The sequence below is a fragment of the Flavobacterium litorale genome (genome assembly GCF_019613795.1).
Lineage (GTDB): Bacteria > Bacteroidota > Bacteroidia > Flavobacteriales > Flavobacteriaceae > Flavobacterium > Flavobacterium litorale.
In genome coordinates this window covers 2,537,975-2,553,814 of record NZ_CP080429.1, presented here as the reverse complement: position 1 = coordinate 2,553,814, position 15,840 = coordinate 2,537,975, and the positions used below count along the sequence as shown (strand labels likewise).

At 35.9% G+C, this 15,840-nt stretch carries 19 protein-coding genes; 8 read left to right on the top strand and 11 right to left on the bottom strand.

Annotation, left to right across the window (positions count from 1 at the left end):
- Positions 1-39: 39 nt before the first annotated feature.
- Positions 40-558 (bottom strand): IS1096 element passenger TnpR family protein, encoded by a 519-nt coding sequence (locus K1I41_RS11645; RefSeq protein WP_220640508.1) that lies wholly within the window; start codon positions 556-558, stop codon positions 40-42.
- Positions 559-749: 191 nt separating this feature from the next.
- On the opposite strand from K1I41_RS11645, the gene K1I41_RS11640 reads away from it, so the two are divergent.
- Positions 750-1,997: a T9SS type A sorting domain-containing protein gene (locus K1I41_RS11640; protein ID WP_220640507.1), complete on the top strand. Its 1,248-nt coding sequence runs from the start codon at positions 750-752 to the stop codon at positions 1,995-1,997.
- Here the strand turns inward: K1I41_RS11640 and K1I41_RS11635 are convergent.
- Positions 1,987-2,556, bottom strand: a complete 570-nt coding sequence (locus tag K1I41_RS11635) for a DUF1543 domain-containing protein (protein ID WP_220640506.1) — start codon at positions 2,554-2,556, stop codon at positions 1,987-1,989. The genes K1I41_RS11640 and K1I41_RS11635 overlap by 11 nt on opposite strands.
- A 102-nt stretch (positions 2,557-2,658) precedes the next feature.
- Between K1I41_RS11635 and K1I41_RS11630 the strand changes: the two genes are divergently transcribed.
- Positions 2,659-3,156: a hypothetical protein gene (locus K1I41_RS11630; protein ID WP_220640505.1), complete on the top strand. Its 498-nt coding sequence runs from the start codon at positions 2,659-2,661 to the stop codon at positions 3,154-3,156.
- A 98-nt stretch (positions 3,157-3,254) separates the two neighbouring features.
- On the opposite strand, the gene K1I41_RS11625 is transcribed toward K1I41_RS11630, so the two are convergent.
- Complete coding sequence (locus tag K1I41_RS11625; protein WP_220640504.1) at positions 3,255-3,515, bottom strand: hypothetical protein; 261 nt, start codon at positions 3,513-3,515, stop codon at positions 3,255-3,257.
- 393 nt (positions 3,516-3,908) lie between these two features.
- Between K1I41_RS11625 and K1I41_RS11620 the strand changes: the two genes are divergently transcribed.
- The 6 genes from K1I41_RS11620 (at position 3,909) to K1I41_RS11595 (ending at position 10,457) form a co-directional block, all read left to right on the top strand.
- Positions 3,909-6,098: a glutamine synthetase III family protein gene (locus K1I41_RS11620; protein ID WP_220640503.1), complete on the top strand. Its 2,190-nt coding sequence runs from the start codon at positions 3,909-3,911 to the stop codon at positions 6,096-6,098.
- A gap of 96 nt (positions 6,099-6,194) precedes the next feature.
- A complete protein-coding gene (locus K1I41_RS11615; RefSeq protein WP_220640502.1) occupies positions 6,195-6,956 on the top strand; it encodes an OmpA family protein in 762 nt (253 codons plus the stop codon).
- Between the two features lie 12 nt (positions 6,957-6,968).
- Entirely contained in the window at positions 6,969-7,502 is a 534-nt protein-coding gene (locus tag K1I41_RS11610) for an OmpA family protein (RefSeq protein WP_220640501.1), read from the top strand.
- A gap of 65 nt (positions 7,503-7,567) precedes the next feature.
- Positions 7,568-8,470 (top strand): OmpA family protein, encoded by a 903-nt coding sequence (locus K1I41_RS11605; RefSeq protein WP_220640500.1) that lies wholly within the window; start codon positions 7,568-7,570, stop codon positions 8,468-8,470.
- A gap of 297 nt (positions 8,471-8,767) precedes the next feature.
- Positions 8,768-9,946 carry an AIR synthase related protein gene (locus tag K1I41_RS11600; RefSeq protein WP_220640499.1) on the top strand — a complete coding sequence of 393 codons (1,179 nt, stop codon included), beginning with the start codon at positions 8,768-8,770 and terminating at the stop codon, positions 9,944-9,946.
- 73 nt (positions 9,947-10,019) lie between these two features.
- Positions 10,020-10,457, top strand: a complete 438-nt coding sequence (locus K1I41_RS11595) for a hypothetical protein (RefSeq protein ID WP_220640498.1) — start codon at positions 10,020-10,022, stop codon at positions 10,455-10,457.
- A gap of 64 nt (positions 10,458-10,521) precedes the next feature.
- On the opposite strand, the gene K1I41_RS11590 is transcribed toward K1I41_RS11595, so the two are convergent.
- The 8 genes from K1I41_RS11590 to K1I41_RS12460 form a co-directional block, all read right to left on the bottom strand.
- On the bottom strand, positions 10,522-11,073 hold the full coding sequence (locus K1I41_RS11590; protein WP_220640497.1) for a carboxymuconolactone decarboxylase family protein: 552 nt from the start codon (positions 11,071-11,073) through the stop codon (positions 10,522-10,524).
- 107 nt (positions 11,074-11,180) lie between these two features.
- Positions 11,181-12,038 (bottom strand): helix-turn-helix domain-containing protein, encoded by an 858-nt coding sequence (locus tag K1I41_RS11585; RefSeq protein ID WP_220640496.1) that lies wholly within the window; start codon positions 12,036-12,038, stop codon positions 11,181-11,183.
- Positions 12,039-12,154: 116 nt separating this feature from the next.
- A complete protein-coding gene (locus tag K1I41_RS11580) occupies positions 12,155-13,252 on the bottom strand; it encodes a peptidylprolyl isomerase (RefSeq protein WP_220640495.1) in 1,098 nt (365 codons plus the stop codon).
- Entirely contained in the window at positions 13,253-13,831 is a 579-nt protein-coding gene (gene gldI, locus K1I41_RS11575; protein ID WP_220640494.1) for a gliding motility-associated peptidyl-prolyl isomerase GldI, read from the bottom strand.
- Entirely contained in the window at positions 13,832-14,848 is a 1,017-nt protein-coding gene (locus K1I41_RS11570; protein ID WP_220640493.1) for a DHH family phosphoesterase, read from the bottom strand.
- A gap of 106 nt (positions 14,849-14,954) precedes the next feature.
- On the bottom strand, positions 14,955-15,377 hold the full coding sequence (locus K1I41_RS11565; RefSeq protein ID WP_220640492.1) for a VOC family protein: 423 nt from the start codon (positions 15,375-15,377) through the stop codon (positions 14,955-14,957).
- A gap of 21 nt (positions 15,378-15,398) precedes the next feature.
- Positions 15,399-15,674: a hypothetical protein gene (locus K1I41_RS12465; RefSeq protein ID WP_255566933.1), complete on the bottom strand. Its 276-nt coding sequence runs from the start codon at positions 15,672-15,674 to the stop codon at positions 15,399-15,401.
- 6 nt (positions 15,675-15,680) lie between these two features.
- Entirely contained in the window at positions 15,681-15,839 is a 159-nt protein-coding gene (locus K1I41_RS12460; RefSeq protein ID WP_255566932.1) for an SRPBCC family protein, read from the bottom strand.
- Position 15,840 lies beyond the last annotated feature (1 nt).

Genomic DNA, 15,840 nt, shown 5'->3' with positions numbered 1-15,840 from the left:
TAATTAGGTGCTTAGTTTTTTAACCCTTAGAGTTCCTTTTTAATTCCAAGTTCCTTCTTCAAAACCAAGATCCTCAAAACCTTCTTCATCTAACATGTCTAAATCATCTTCTTCGTCAAAATAGCCAGATTCATCACCACTAAAGTCCATATTAGGAGCATCGGTAGGCATCTCACCATGCGAGAATAATAAGTCGGGGTAATTAACACCACTTTCAGGCTCCTCTATAGCACCAAGCTCAATCAAAAACGTCCACATGTTTAAAAAATCGTACACGTAAATTATTTTCGTATTCTCTTTGTCTAAAATATTATTTAGTACATAATCTGCCATTGTTTTTTGTTCGCCAGGTACATCTCCAGTATCAAAAAATGGAATTTCGTCTTCCTGAGTCCACTCATCGTCACAGGTATAAAACGATGCTATTTCTAGTCCGTCAAAACCAAAAGCGTTTACAATAGCATTGTGCAAATCTTCCAGTGTATCCTCTTGTCTAATAGCAATATCTCTAAAAATATCCTCTTCTGCATCAAGTATAACTCTGAATTTGTAAATCATAAGTATGTGTATTTTTATGGGTCAAAGGTAAATCATTAATTTGGAAATATGCTTTTTGGATTTTTAGAATTTTCTGATATGCAACTTCAATGTTGTTTGCGTAACAGTATTTTAAAAAGCATTGTTTTATAAAATATATGCGTAGCTTTATAAGATAAACATGTTTATACTACACTATTAAATTGCATTATATGAAACATTATTATCTTTTTTTAACAATTCTATTTAGTTGCATCTTTCCTGTATTTTTTGTTACTGCACAGGTACAAGGTTGCACAGATCCTTTATCTGAAAATTATAATCCTGATGCTACCATTAACGATGGTAGTTGTACATACGCCTCCACAACAATAACATCCAAATCATTGCTAGTGCTACCAAATGATGTTGACGAAACCTCGGGGCTTATATATTGGGGTGACTACGTGTATACGCATAATGATAGTAATGATATAAACCTGTATGGTATTGATACTACTAACGGAAATATAGAAGTTACACACGCGATTACGGGTGCAACAAATACTGATTGGGAAGAATTAGCACAAGATGAAGATTACATTTATATAGGTGACTTTGGGAATAATGCTAACGGTAACCGAACCAATTTGAGTATACTTAAAATAAGTAAGCAAAGTATATTAGATAATAATCCTGACGTAGTATACATTAATTTTAGTTACGAAAATCAAACTGATTTTAGCGCAACTGGGGGTAACAGTACCGATTTTGATTGTGAGGCTTTTATTGTTGGGCAGAATAATATTTACCTGTTTACCAAGCAGTGGGTTAGCCAAGAAACGAGTGTTTATAAGTTACCTAAAACTGCTGGAAACCATACTGCAGAGCTAGAGGCTACTTACGATGTTGATGGGCTTATAACAGGAGCAACGTATTTAGAGGACGAAAAACTAATAGCCCTTTCGGGGTATAGCGTTACACTACAACCTTTTATTTATTTGTTGTATGACTATAATGAAACGGACTTTTTTAGCGGCAACAAACGAAAATTGTTAATAGCAGCACCATTTAACCAAATAGAGGGTATTACTACCCAAAATGGGAACGAGTATTTTGTAAGCAACGAAAATTTTAACCAAGCACCCATACCCGAAGTAAAGCAGGGTTTGCATTATTACGACCTTTCGGAGTATTTGGACGATTATTTGCAGAGCGTACTTTTAAAAGACGAGTTGTTTAGTAACGCATCGGTTTCGGTATATCCCAACCCTATAACAGATATTATACATATACAGTTACCTAACGGTTTACAAGCTAAAACCAATTATACAATTACAGATGTTACGGGTAAGGTTATTTATAGTGGCATACTTGCTTTAAATGATACCACTATTAACGTAAGCCAGTTGCAAGCAGGTATGTATATTGTTACATTACAACAAACGACTGTACAGCCCTTTAAAATTATTAAGAATTAAAAAGCCTAGATTCTTTAAGTTTTAGGTAACCAATATGCAGTATGTCTTCTACAACTGCTGTAGTTGGTGTAATTTTTATGTTGTACTGCTTTTTTATATGGGGTGGCAGCACATCCTGCACATTATGTAAATCGTCCGCATCCAGCGCATATTTATCATCAATGTGCGATACAGCACCTTCAAAACCGTAATGTTTATAAAATGCAGATGCTTTAGCCTCCTTTACTGCCTCGCCCATTGTGTTAGCAACGGTAAGTATTTTGTAGTGGTATTCCTCAAAATCCCCTTGCTTATAACCTCCCATGTTAATAAAAAAGAGTTTGTCTTTTTGCACCAATTTATTTTTAGGTACCATACTAATGTTGTAGTTACCTACTTGGGTTACCTCACGCCACGCATCTATATGTATTGTGCCACTATCTGCCCAAAAAGCATACATATCGGGTATAAGTGCCTCTAAAGAGGTTGCTACACCAAAAAAAATGTCGTGTTGCTCTGTAAGCCTACCTTTGGGCGTACAGCCCAGTAAAACCATATATAATTTGAGTTCTTTTTCCATACACTACAAATATAGCTCAAAAAAAAAGTAATAAATTTTATACAAAAACGTTTTTTGGTTCAGTTTTTGAAAACCATATACCAAACAATAAAATCTTAAAACATGAAAAGGATATTTTTACTTTTATCTGTAGTTAGTACACTCGTTTTTACATCGTGCAACAACGATGATGATATCATTGATACTGACACGATAAGTGAGGTATTTGAAGTACCCAACGTAAACTTTATTGCCGATGGCGATTTTACGGTAACAATACCGCTAGAACCACAAATTTTTACATCTGATGTAGTATTGGTATACCGATTGAGCGGTACAGACCCACTTGGTGATGATATTTGGGAACAAATTCCTACAACATATTTTTTAGATGAAGGAACATTGGATTATTTTACAGATTTCTCAAGGAATAGTGTTTCTATTTACCTTGATGCTGAGTTTGATCCGCTTTTAAGACAGGATTTTTCATTAAATCAAGTATTCAGAATAGTTATTGTTCCAGGATTCTTCTCTAATAGTGTAGATGTAAGCGATTATGATGCTGTAATGAATGCACTAAACACTTCGGGTAACGGAGTTCAGGTTATCGAAACACGATAGTTAGCTATCACTAAATTATATACAAAAGAAAGGTTCTCTATTTTAGAGAACCTTTCTTTTGTATAGTTGTATTGCTTTATTGTGGCTAATAGTACGTTTTACGCATTGGCTGTTTTAGCCCACTCATTCGCTCTTTCTTTTGCAACATTCATAGTTACATCGTCGCCAGTAGTGCTTTTAACTTCTTTTTCCGCTTTTTTGTGCAATTCATTAAGTTTACCCTCCATGTTTTCTTTAGCCTCTTCTACACGCTCTTCAAAAGCTTGTTCTTTAGCTTTCTTTCTAAATAAAAATATGGCTGCCGTTGCTAAGGCTGCTGCTCCAGCAGCAATACCTACTATTAATTTCTTATTACTCATAATTACTTGTTTTATAGTTAAAATTACAATGTAAAATTAGTTATTCTTCAGCCCGAAGTCAATTTAATTATATAATCTTTAACGTATTGTGTTATATTACGATTATTTTTATTTTTAATTAACATTTTTAAGCTGTTTGTTAACAAATCTGTAATTGCAGTAGTTTAAGCATACATCCAAAAAAATACAACTGGTTACAGTATATACATGGCAAAAACAGTTAAAACAATTAGTTTGCAAGTTAAAACGTAATTATTTAAAGGGGTTATTTAATTAAAAGTAAGTTTTGAATTATAATAACCCCTAAAAAAATAGGGGTATGTGTTTTTTTAATGATATATTTTATATATTTGCTTCGTATTCAAATAAGCATTAATTAAAATATATAGTTTCATGTCAACATTACGTTTTCAAGCATTAAAAGAAACCGCCAGCAGACAGTTGGTTGAGGTTGAAGAACTTGATAGAAAGTCAGTTATTTTTGGTAGTAACGTGTTCAACGATAAAGCAATGCGTCAGTTTTTAACGCCAGAAGCATACAAGGCAGTAACAAACGCAGTAAAGCATGGAACAAAAATAGACCGTAAGTTAGCAGATTACATTGCTATGGGTATGAAAGAGTGGGCACTCTCTAAAGGCGTTACCCATTATACCCACTGGTTTCAGCCATTAACAGGAGCTACTGCCGAGAAGCATGATGCTTTTTTTGAAACGGCACCAGATGGTAGCGATCCTGTTGAGAAGTTTGATGGAGGTCAGTTAGTACAACAAGAGCCCGATGCATCCAGTTTCCCGAATGGAGGAATACGAAACACATTTGAAGCTAGAGGGTATACAGCATGGGACCCTACATCGCCAGCTTTTATATTTGGTACAACATTGTGCGTGCCTACCGTATTTGTATCGTATACAGGTGAGGCACTCGATTATAAAACGCCACTATTACGTGCACTAGCTGCTGTAGACACTGCTGCAACAGATGTGTGTCGTTATTTTGATAAAAACGTTAAAAAAGTTACTGCTACACTAGGGTGGGAACAGGAGTATTTTTTAATCGATTCCTCGTTAGCTAATTCCAGACCTGATATTACGCTTACAGGGCGTACGCTTTTAGGGCATACATCGGCAAAAGGGCAGCAGTTGGACGACCATTATTTTGGTTCTATACCAACGCGAGTACTTAACTACATGCGCGACTTAGAGAATGAGTGTATGCTATTGGGTATACCTGTAAAAACACGCCATAACGAGGTAGCACCAAACCAGTTTGAGTTAGCACCAATATTTGAGGAAGCTAACCTTGCGGTAGACCATAACTCGCTACTTATGGATGTGATGGGTAAAATAGCCGAACGTCATTACTTTAAAGTATTATTACACGAAAAACCTTTTAAAGGTGTAAACGGTTCGGGTAAACACAACAACTGGTCGTTAGCTACCGATACTGGAGTAAATCTTTTAGGTCCAGGCAAAACACCAATGAGCAACCTACAATTCCTTACCTTTTTTATTAATACTATTAAAGCAGTTCAGGATAACGAGGAATTAATGCGAGCAGCTATTGCAACAGCATCAAACGACCATAGGCTAGGTGCTAATGAGGCACCACCAGCTATTATATCGGTATTTATAGGAGAGCAACTTACCAAAGTATTACAGGAATTAGAGGGGGTATCGTCAGGTAAGCTTTCTCCAAAAGAAAAGACAGACCTTAAGTTAAATGTGGTAGGTAAAATTCCAGATGTATTGCTAGATAATACGGACAGAAACAGAACATCGCCATTTGCCTTTACAGGAAATAAATTTGAGTTTAGGGCAGTAGGCTCAACAGCCAACTGTGCCAATGCAATGACTATAGTTAATGCTATTGTTGCAAAACAGCTTAAAGACTTTAAAAAAGAAGTTGATGCGCTTATTGCTGATAAGGGCATGAAAAAAGACGATGCCGTTTTTAATGTACTTAGAGAATACATTAAAGAAACCAAAGCCATACTTTTTGAAGGTGACGGGTATAGCGAAGAGTGGGAACAAGAAGCGGCAAAACGAGGATTAAGTAACAACAAAACTACGCCAAAAGCACTTAAAGCTAAAGTATCTGAGAAAACATTAGCATTATTTGAAGATCTTAAAATAATGAACCATGTAGAAATGGAAGCGCGTTATGAGATTGAACTTGAGGAGTACGCTAAAAAAATCCAGATTGAGGGCAGAGTACTTGGCGATATTGCACGTAACCATGTAGTGCCAACAGCTATTCGTTACCAAAACATACTTATAGAAAACGTAAAAGGGCTAAAAGATATATTTGGTAAGGACCACGAAACGGTGGGCAGACAACAAATAAAACTCATTAAAGAAATTTCGGAGCACATTGCAGGTATTAACATGAAAGTTGAAGCAATGACTGAAGAGCGTAAAAAAGCAAATGAGCTAGAAACAGGCGAAGAAATGGCAATTGCTTACTGCGATAACGTTAAACCATATTTTGATACCATTAGAAATCATTGCGATAAATTAGAGCTCTTGGTTGACGATGAAATTTGGACACTTACAAAATATAGGGAGTTACTATTTACCAAATAGTAGTTACTACCACTATAAAAAGCCTACCATTTTTGGTAGGCTTTTTTTATACTAAAACGAATGGCTTTAACGTTTAAGAGGTACTAAAACCACTCCATGAAAAAAATACTAACACTCCTGTTTTTATTTACAATAAGTATATTACAATCGCAAAATACCTTTACTGTTTACTTTGATTTTAATATCGATACTATAAATAGCAAATCAGCTCAAGAATTATCAAATTGGATAGCAAAAAACCAAAATGCTCAAATTATTAAAATATACGGCTATGCCGACCCTGTAGGTACCGATGCGTACAATGTTAATCTTTCTGAAAGGCGTGCTAAAAATGTGTTAAATTCATTACAGCAAAAAGGAGTAGCTATTAGCGAAAATTTGGTGCTAAAGGCGTATGGCGAAAATTTTAATTTATCAGATAACAATACCCTTAATCGTAAAGTAACACTTTATTTTACTAGCCCCGATAAGCAAGAAGATACTTTTATTACAGCCGTTAACAAAGCCAAAAAGGGTGATGTATTGCGTATACCAAATCTTAATTTTTATAATAATTCGGATATTATATTGCCAGAATCAAAACCTGTACTTGCAAAACTTTTACGTATCTTACAGGAAAATAGTGCTTTACAAATAGATATTCAGGGGCATATTTGCTGTCAGGAAGTAGAACAAGATCAGGTTTCATTGCGCAGGGCATTAGCAACCTACAACTATTTGGTACGCAATGGTATTGCAAAAAATAGACTTTCGTACCAGAGTTTTGGCAGTAGTAAACCCATACATAAATTGCCCGAAAAAAATGAACAAGAGCGTAAAGCCAACCGTCGTGTAGAGATAGAAATTATAGATAATTAAATCCTTACTGTTATGAAACAACTATTTACTATTGTATTTGTTTTTTGCTCAGTAGTAGTATTGGCACAAAACGAAACTGAATCTACAGAAATGTCCTTCGAACTTGACAACTTAAGTATTGAACGTGAGTTGGAAGAAGACGATTCTATAGATATGATGTTACGGCTTAGGAACTTGAGTATAAATCGTAAGTTAAAAGTAGGTGACAAAATAAGGTTAGATAACGTTAATTTTGAGCCTGGTACCACAATGCTCGTTCCAAGTTCGAATATTTCATTATTGAGGTTATTAAAACTGATGAAAGAGCGACAAAATATAAATATTGTTATTTTAGGGCATACTTGCTGTGGTTTGTGGGACCAATCTGATTTATCTGCCCGAAGAGCACGAACGGTATATAAGTATTTGATAGATAATGGTGTAGAAACATATCGTATGACGTATGTAGGCTTAGGAAGCTCCAAACCAATACATACCATACCAGAATCTACTAGTTGGCAACGAAAAGCTAATCGAAGAGTGGAAATTATGATAACAAAGGCATAACAGGCACTAAGTTTGCAGTTTAGTAGCATAAATTATACATTTACCATTATTCCATTGCCACATTTATGATACACACTTTTAAAAAGCTGCTATACTTTATTACATTATTGTTTCCTATTGTATTGGTAGCACAAGAGCAATTCTCTGTTTATTTTGATACTAATAAGCACCAACTTACCCCAACCCAAAACGAACGGTTAGAAAAATGGATGGCAGCCAATGCCAAATCAAAAATATTAGCCATAAACGGTTATACTGATGAAGATGGTACAACAGGCTTAAACGATACTTTGGCACAACGCAGGGTAAGCCACGTATTTCGTAAAATTAACGGCAAAGTAAAAACACGCGAAGATTTTAAAACCCGCAGTTTTGGCGAGTTACATAAAATGTCGCCAGTAAAAGCCGAAAATCGGAAAGTAACGTTATACTATTTACCAGAAAAAGATTTACATAGAGAAAACGAAGTATTGGGCATAAAAGAACCTACAAAACCCGTAGTACAAAAGAAGCCTATAATAAAGTTTCCCGATAAAATAGTAGTACGCGACCCACGTGGCGGCAGGCAAGAAATACCACTTGATACCGTATTTATGCAAAAGGTAAGTGCTGCCAAATCAGGCGATAAACTAGAGATAAGTAACCTTAACTTTCGTCTTAATACGTTTGCTATAGTACCAGAATCGCGCCCACGTTTATTTGAGTTATTAGAAATTATGCGTGCCAATCCTAAAATGAAAATAAAGTTATTAGGGCATATTTGTTGCATAGAGGGCGACCCACGAAAACTATCGTACCAACGCGCTAAAGCGGTAGCCATGTTTTTAAGGCAAAATGGTATTGAAAGAGAACGTACTTCGTTTGAAGGACTTGGTACTACTAGCCCCATATACCCACTACCTGAAAATAATGAAGAAGAACGCGCCGCCAACCGTAGGGTAGAAGTATTAATAGTTGAGAATCCTTAATAGTATATCAATACTTTTAATGTAGCAATTTACCAAATTGCCAAGCACTGTCATTGCGAGGAGGTACGACGAAGCAATCTGTAAAGTATACTTATAATAAACATTATTTTACGAATGTTATAACGTGTTTTTAAAAGCAATTATATAGTAGAATACTACGCTTCATTGTATTTCGTTTACAATGACACGCTCTAACATTGTGATAAAACAATCTTTAATTCAATTGTTCCCTTATCGCATTGCCACATTATTACATTAGTCTTATCTTTGTGGCTACAACACAACAAACAAAACTACATGAGTTCTGATACCAGCCAACGCTACAGTCAAAGAGGCGTTTCTGCTTCTAAGGAAGATGTGCACAATGCCATAAAAAATATAGACAAAGGGCTGTTTCCTAAAGCCTTTTGTAAAATTGTTCCCGATTATTTAACCAATGATGATGATTACTGCCTTATTATGCATGCCGATGGCGCAGGAACAAAATCGTCGTTAGCCTATATGTATTGGAAAGAAACAGGCGATATATCGGTATGGAAAGGTATTGCACAAGATGCTTTGATTATGAATATAGACGACCTACTTTGTGTGGGAGCTACCGATAATATTATGTTATCATCCACCATTGGGAGGAATAAAAACCTAGTACCAGGCGAAGTAATATCGGCAATTATAAACGGTACAGAAGAACTCATTGAAGAATTAAGAAATTTTGGGGTTACCATACACGCAACAGGTGGCGAAACTGCCGATGTTGGCGATTTGGTGCGCACTATAATTGTAGACTCTACGGTTACAGCACGTATAAAGCGTAGCAATGTAATAGATAATGCCAATATTAAAGCAGGCGATGTTATTGTAGGCTTGGCATCGTACGGGCAGGCAACTTACGAGAAAAGCTATAACGGCGGTATGGGTAGCAACGGGCTTACTTCGGCACGCCACGATGTTTTTAGTAAATACCTAGCCGAAAAATACCCTGAAAGTTTTGATGCTGCTGTACCCGAAGATTTGGTGTATTCGGGTAATGTAAAACTAACCGACGCTGTTGAAGATAGCCCAATAGATGCAGGGCAACTCGTACTATCGCCTACGCGTACCTATGCACCTATTATTAAAAAAATCTTAGAAAAATTTACCTCAACTGATATTCATGGTATGGTACACTGTAGTGGTGGGGCACAAACCAAAGTATTACATTTTGTAGAGGGTGTACATGTTATAAAAGATAATCTTTTCCCGATACCTCCTTTGTTCAAGCTCATACAAGAGCAAAGCAGTACCGATTGGAAAGAGATGTACCAGGTATTTAACTGCGGGCACCGAATGGAATTGTATGTACCCGAAGCCATAGCAAATGATATTATTGCCATATCAGAATCCTTTAACGTAGCTGCCCAAATAGTGGGTAGGGTAGAAGCCTCTGATAAAAAAGAGCTTACCATTAAAAGTGAGTATGGTACTTTTAACTATTAATAACTTATAATCCGCTTTTATAGCGGATTTTTATTTTTAATATCCATTGTTTAACCATTAAATAATTACAATTATGAAATTACATGTAAAAAAAGGAGTAGACCAGTTGCTTTTTGGAATGAAACAAAAAGATGTAGAAGCCTTGTATGGTGAACCTGACAGAACTTATGAGGACGACGAGGACAACATTATTTATTTGTATAATGATAAAAAATTAGCCCTTACGTTTTACGAGGACGAAGATTTTAAATTAGGCTATATGTCAGTGTCGCACGCTGGAGCAAGCGTTAATGGTATTTCGGTAATCGGTAAAAATTGGGACGACGTAGAACCTCAGTTAAAAGAAAGCGGTATTAAAGCATTTGATAACGAAGCGGTAGATACTTTGGAACACTATTTTAACGAAGATAACTGGGTTATTTTTGTAGTAGAGTTTAACGAAATAGTAAAAGTTGAACTAGGGGCTATTATTAACGATGATGATGAATTTGAATGGCAATTTAATGGTTAATAAATAAAAAAGGGTATCATAACGATACCCTTTTTTATTTTCGTTTTCATTTTTTTGTATTCCATTATACAGCCTCTACGCCATATAGTGCCGGAGCAGCAGGAAAATCAACAGGAAATTGTGCCGCGCCATAAATAAAGTTGGATATTGTTTTATCGCCAATTAATAAAATAATATCTACAAGGCTTGTTTCAGTATAGCCAGCCTCAAGTAATGCTTCTGTATTTGCTTGCGATGCTCTCCCTCTGTTAACAGCAATATCTTTAGTAAACTTAGCCAATGCATCTAATTTACTGTTAAAACCTGCCGTACCTTTTCGTATTTCTAGTATTTCCTCATCTGTAAAACCATTCATTTTACCAATTGTAGTATGTGCAGCCAAACAATAGTCGCAAGCATTTACTTGGCTCACTACAAGGTTAACTACCTCTTTCTCTTTTGGTCGTAACGATGTTTTTCTGTTTTGTAAGGTAAGATAATCCTGTAATGCTGTTTCACTTTTAGTAAAGTAAGCATAAAGGTTAGGCACCATACCGATACCTTTTTTAAGGTTATCGAAAATAGCTTGGTTGTTTTCAGAAACGTCTTCTCTTGTTGGTACTGTGAAATTTTTCATAACTGTATGTCTTTAAAATTTTGTTTGTCATTATTGACAGTACAAAGATGCGACAGACAGTAGCTGTGAGAAATAGATATAGTTCCCGACGTGTGGTCGATTTTTCCTTATTGCGTGTTTTTTATGCTATTTTTAAATTCGGTAGGGGTAAGAGAAGTCTGCTTTTTAAAAAAGCGACTAAAGTGAGAAGTATCTTCAAAACCTATTTCGGCAGCAATTTCCTTTACTGATTTATCGGTGTAATACAACAATCGTTTTGCTTCGCTAGCTAAACGTTCCTGAATTATTTGTAAAGGTGTTTTTTTACCATATAAAGCAAAAACATTAGCCAATGTTTTTGGCGATTTGTTTAATGCCGATGCGTAATACTGTACCTCGTGGTGGGTACGGTAATTTTTCTCGACCATTATATTATATTCCCGATATAGATTGAATTTAGTGTTTTCTTCTTCATTTTGAGTACCTATGTATTGCTTTTTAGCTAGTCGAGTAATGGTAATAATAAGCCGTACCAATAACATTCTGAGCATTTCGCCCTGTATTGCATCCGATGTTTCAAACTCATCTTTAAAAACTTTCAATAGCATGTTTATTTTATCTTCCTCTTTTTTATCGGGTAGTATAAACATGGCTTGTGACGAACCGTAAAACAAGAACCCAACGCAGCTTACTTCTTCGTCATGATCGATAATACAATAAAAGTCACGATTAAACTGCCACGCAACAATAGCTTCGGCATTCTCAAATCGGAATGTTTGGTTGGCTACTAATGGTAAAATAGCATTTGCAGGAAAATCGTATGTTACTTCGTCAACAACTACTTTTTGTGTATCTCCTTTATTCCAAGCTATGGTAAGGAGTTGGTCGTTTTTATTTTGGGTAAAATATTTGCGATTAAAACCATCACTCCCATATATAATTTGAAAGTGAGCGTTTATTTTAGAATCTTTAAAAGTTAATGTCATAAGCTCAAAAAAATAAAAATATGCTATTTTATTTTAGTATGTAATCTTAATAAAAACAACAAAAGGACTTATTGCTAAATCCTTTTATTGTTATGCGGTGTATTATTACGAGTTAGTTATTTCTCTAACATCTCAAGCTCGAATATAATAGGTGCATTTGGTGGTATTTTACCTCTCGGGTTTCCACGCTCACCATATCCTAAGTGCGATGGAATGTATATAATAATTTTATCGCCTATACTCATCTGCTCTATACCCTCTATAAAACCAGGAATCATTCCCGATTTTGTGCCTATTTTAAAAGGTATGGGTTTGTATTGCTTTGCGGCATCTTTTTGTGGTATGTAGTTACCAAATGTTTTAGCTACTTCGGGTATACTGGAGTCAAATAAAAATCCATTTTCTAAAAATCCAGAATACTCTATATCTACCTTAGTGCCAATAGCTGGTTTTTTACCATTACCTTTTTTAACCACGGTGTATTTTAGTCCAGAATCGAGTGTAACACTTTTTGCTTTTTCAGCTTTAAAGTAGGCTACTTTTTCGGCTTTTGCTTTTGCAATAGCTTCTTCTTTTTCCTTTTGTTCTTTTATGGATTCCTCAACGCCTTTTTTAAATGTTTTAGCGGCTTTAAACTTTTTAGCGGCACGACCTACACGGATTATCTTTACCGATTTCATTTCGTCGCCTTGCTCTATTTTGTTTACAACATCCATTCCTTCTACAATATAACCAAATACGGTATGGATGCCATCTAGGTGTGGTGTAGCCCTGTGTGTAATAAAAAACTGGCTACCGTTGGTTGCAGGTCCTGCATTTGCCATAGATAGTGTACCTGGCTTATCGTGCTTTAAATCCGTAATTTCATCAGCAAACTTATATCCTGGACCTCCAGAGCCATCGCCTTTAGGATCGCCTGTTTGTATCATAAAGTTTTTTATAACACGGTGGAATTTAAGTCCATCGTAATATTTTTTTCCTTGTAAAGCCTCGTCAACCATTTTATTATCGCCTTCGGCAAGACTAATAAAGTTGGCTACTGTAAGTGGTGCTTTTTCGGGTTCTAGTTTTAGGAGTATATTTCCTTTGTTAGTTTCTATTTTGGCATAAAGCCCATCATCCATTTGTCCGCCGTATCTTTGCGGACTCTCTGTATTGTTGCACGAAAACAGAATAGCAACTAAACTTAAAAAAAGACTTGTCATTGGTTTCATTTATAGTTTATTATTATTTTCTTTTACTTCAGCTTCGGGTTTTATTTTATTTAATGTAACAGTACATACTAAAGGTTGGTTTACACCAATTTTATTATTATCGCCATGATAACCATACCCCATATTGGATGGGAATAAAAAGGTAACTGTTTCGCCTTCTTTCATGAGTTTAATACCACTACGAAGCCCCATCATTATGTTTTCTTTATCTACATAATATACTTGTGGTTTTAGCTCTGCTTTGGTATATATTACGTTCCCCTCAAGGTCTTTCACATCATAATCAAAATAAGTAACATCGCCTCTTTTGGGTGTTATTGTAGCACCTTTATTCTCTATTTCGTAATGGTACCAATAGCCTTTATCTGATGCGATGTAATTAATATCAGGATTATTTTTAATAATAGAGTCTATAATCGCTTCTTCTTTTGCTACGAGTTTTCGGTTGCGTTCTACCGATTTATCGATAAACGCAGCACCCGACGATTGCGATACTGGGCGCCTAGCTTGCTGCTGTTGTGAGCAGCTTGTTATTGTAATTCCCGTTATAAACAGTACTATTAAAAATAGCTTCTTCATTTATCCATCAATATTTATGTTTGCTAAAGTAGCAATAAATTTTTGTATTGTTGCTTCTAGCGATTCTTCCGATTTACCTCCTGCGGCATTAATGTGCCCACCACCACTAAAATAGGTGCGTGCATATTGGTTAACATCAAACCCTTCTTTAGAGCGGAATGATATTTTTATAATGCCTTCGTCTTTATTCTCCGTAAAAAAGGCAGTAAACATAATACCTTTCATGCTCAAACCGTAATTTACTACTCCTTCGGTATCGCCTTTGGTATGCCCCAGTGTTGTAAGTTCTTCTTGGCTTAAATAGCTGTACGAAGTTTTATGCTCTGGCAATACCTTCATGTTATGCAAAGCGCTTGCCAAAATTTGAATTCTGTTTTGCGAATTGTTATCAAACAGTAGGCTGTGTATTTTACTGTTGTCTATTCCCAAATCAATAAAATCGGCTACAACGCGGTGTGTTGTGCCTGTAGTTGAGGGGTAACGGAACGAGCCAGAATCGGTAACAATACCAGTATACAAACAGGTAGCCATAGTTTTATTAATACTTTCGCGTTCGCCTAATTGTGTTATAAAATGGTATATCATTTCGCACGTGGAGCCATATTGCGTATCCGAAAAGGTGTATTTTGCGTAATCATCAGGTTTCTGATGGTGGTCTATCATAATATACGTAGTATCTAGCTTTTCTAATACTTTTTGTAGTTGGTCTCCAGTACGGCTAAGCGTATTAAAATCTAATGTAAATACGATATCGGCTTTTTCAAAAGCTTTAACTGCTTTATCATTTTCTCTTTCAAAAACAAGTACGCTGTTAGTGGCAGGTAGCCAATGTAAAAATTCTGGAAATTCGTTAGGTGCAATTACCGTAGCTTGGTGTCCTTTTTGGGTTAAAAAATGGTATAGCCCTAGTGCAGAACCCATGGCATCGCCATCGGGATTGCGGTGCATTGTTATTGCAATTTTTTTAGGAGAAGCTAATAGCATTTTTATAGCTTCTATATCTTCTTTTTTCATCATTTTGCGAATTTACGCCTTTTTCTAATACCTCCTAACGACTGCAAAAGAAAAGGCTGCATAAGCCAAACGACCTATGCAGCCCTATAGTATGTACTCCCGTACAATTTTACCCTTCCCAGTTAATCATCCAATTAATACCAAATTTATCGGTTAGCATACCAAATAACGGTGCCCAAAAGGTTTTGGCTAGTGGCGTGAGTACATTGCCGCCTTCTGCTAATCCGTTAAAAACGTCATGAGCTTCTTTTTCGCTATTGGTGTTAAAGGATACTGATATATTGTTACCAACAATACTATTGTTTCGGTAGGCTACAGGCGTATCGCTTCCCATAAGGGTAGTTGTACCTATGGGTAACGAAACGTGCATTATCATTGCTTTTTCTGCTTCGGGTACTGTATACCCATCGCTTTCGGGCATTTCGCCAAAACGCGATATATAGGTAAACTCACCACCAAAAACAGATTTGTAAAAGTTAAACGCCTCTTCGCAGTTGCCTTTAAAGGCAATGTAAGGATTAATTTGTGTCATTTTTTTGAGTTATTTAATTGGTTACGTATTCTGTTTCTCTACAAAGTTTTTAAAACTAGTAAGGTACTTCATACTTTGTTTTTTAAAAGCCCCAGGCATTGTAAAACCAATAAATTTCATGAAGCCCTCAAATTTAAAAGTATTTTCGGCAATGTATCGCGTACTGGTTTCCGATTCGGGTACAAAACTGTTCCGTATGGTGTTGTACACCCCTTTTGTTTCGTATACTGCTCTGTATTCTTGGGGTAAATTATTTTTAAGTATAGTTTCGGTCATTTTCATTTCGCGCTTGCCCATTTTAAATTACAATAAGGTTTTTGCACCCTCTGTACCCACCTCACCACTAATGTGTTCAAAATGCTGTAAACCGTCCATCCACAATTTTAAATTATCAGGGTTCTCAAAAGCGGCAACAACTTCGGCTACAGGTCTGTTAATACTAATTTCGCAAGTGTAATGCATA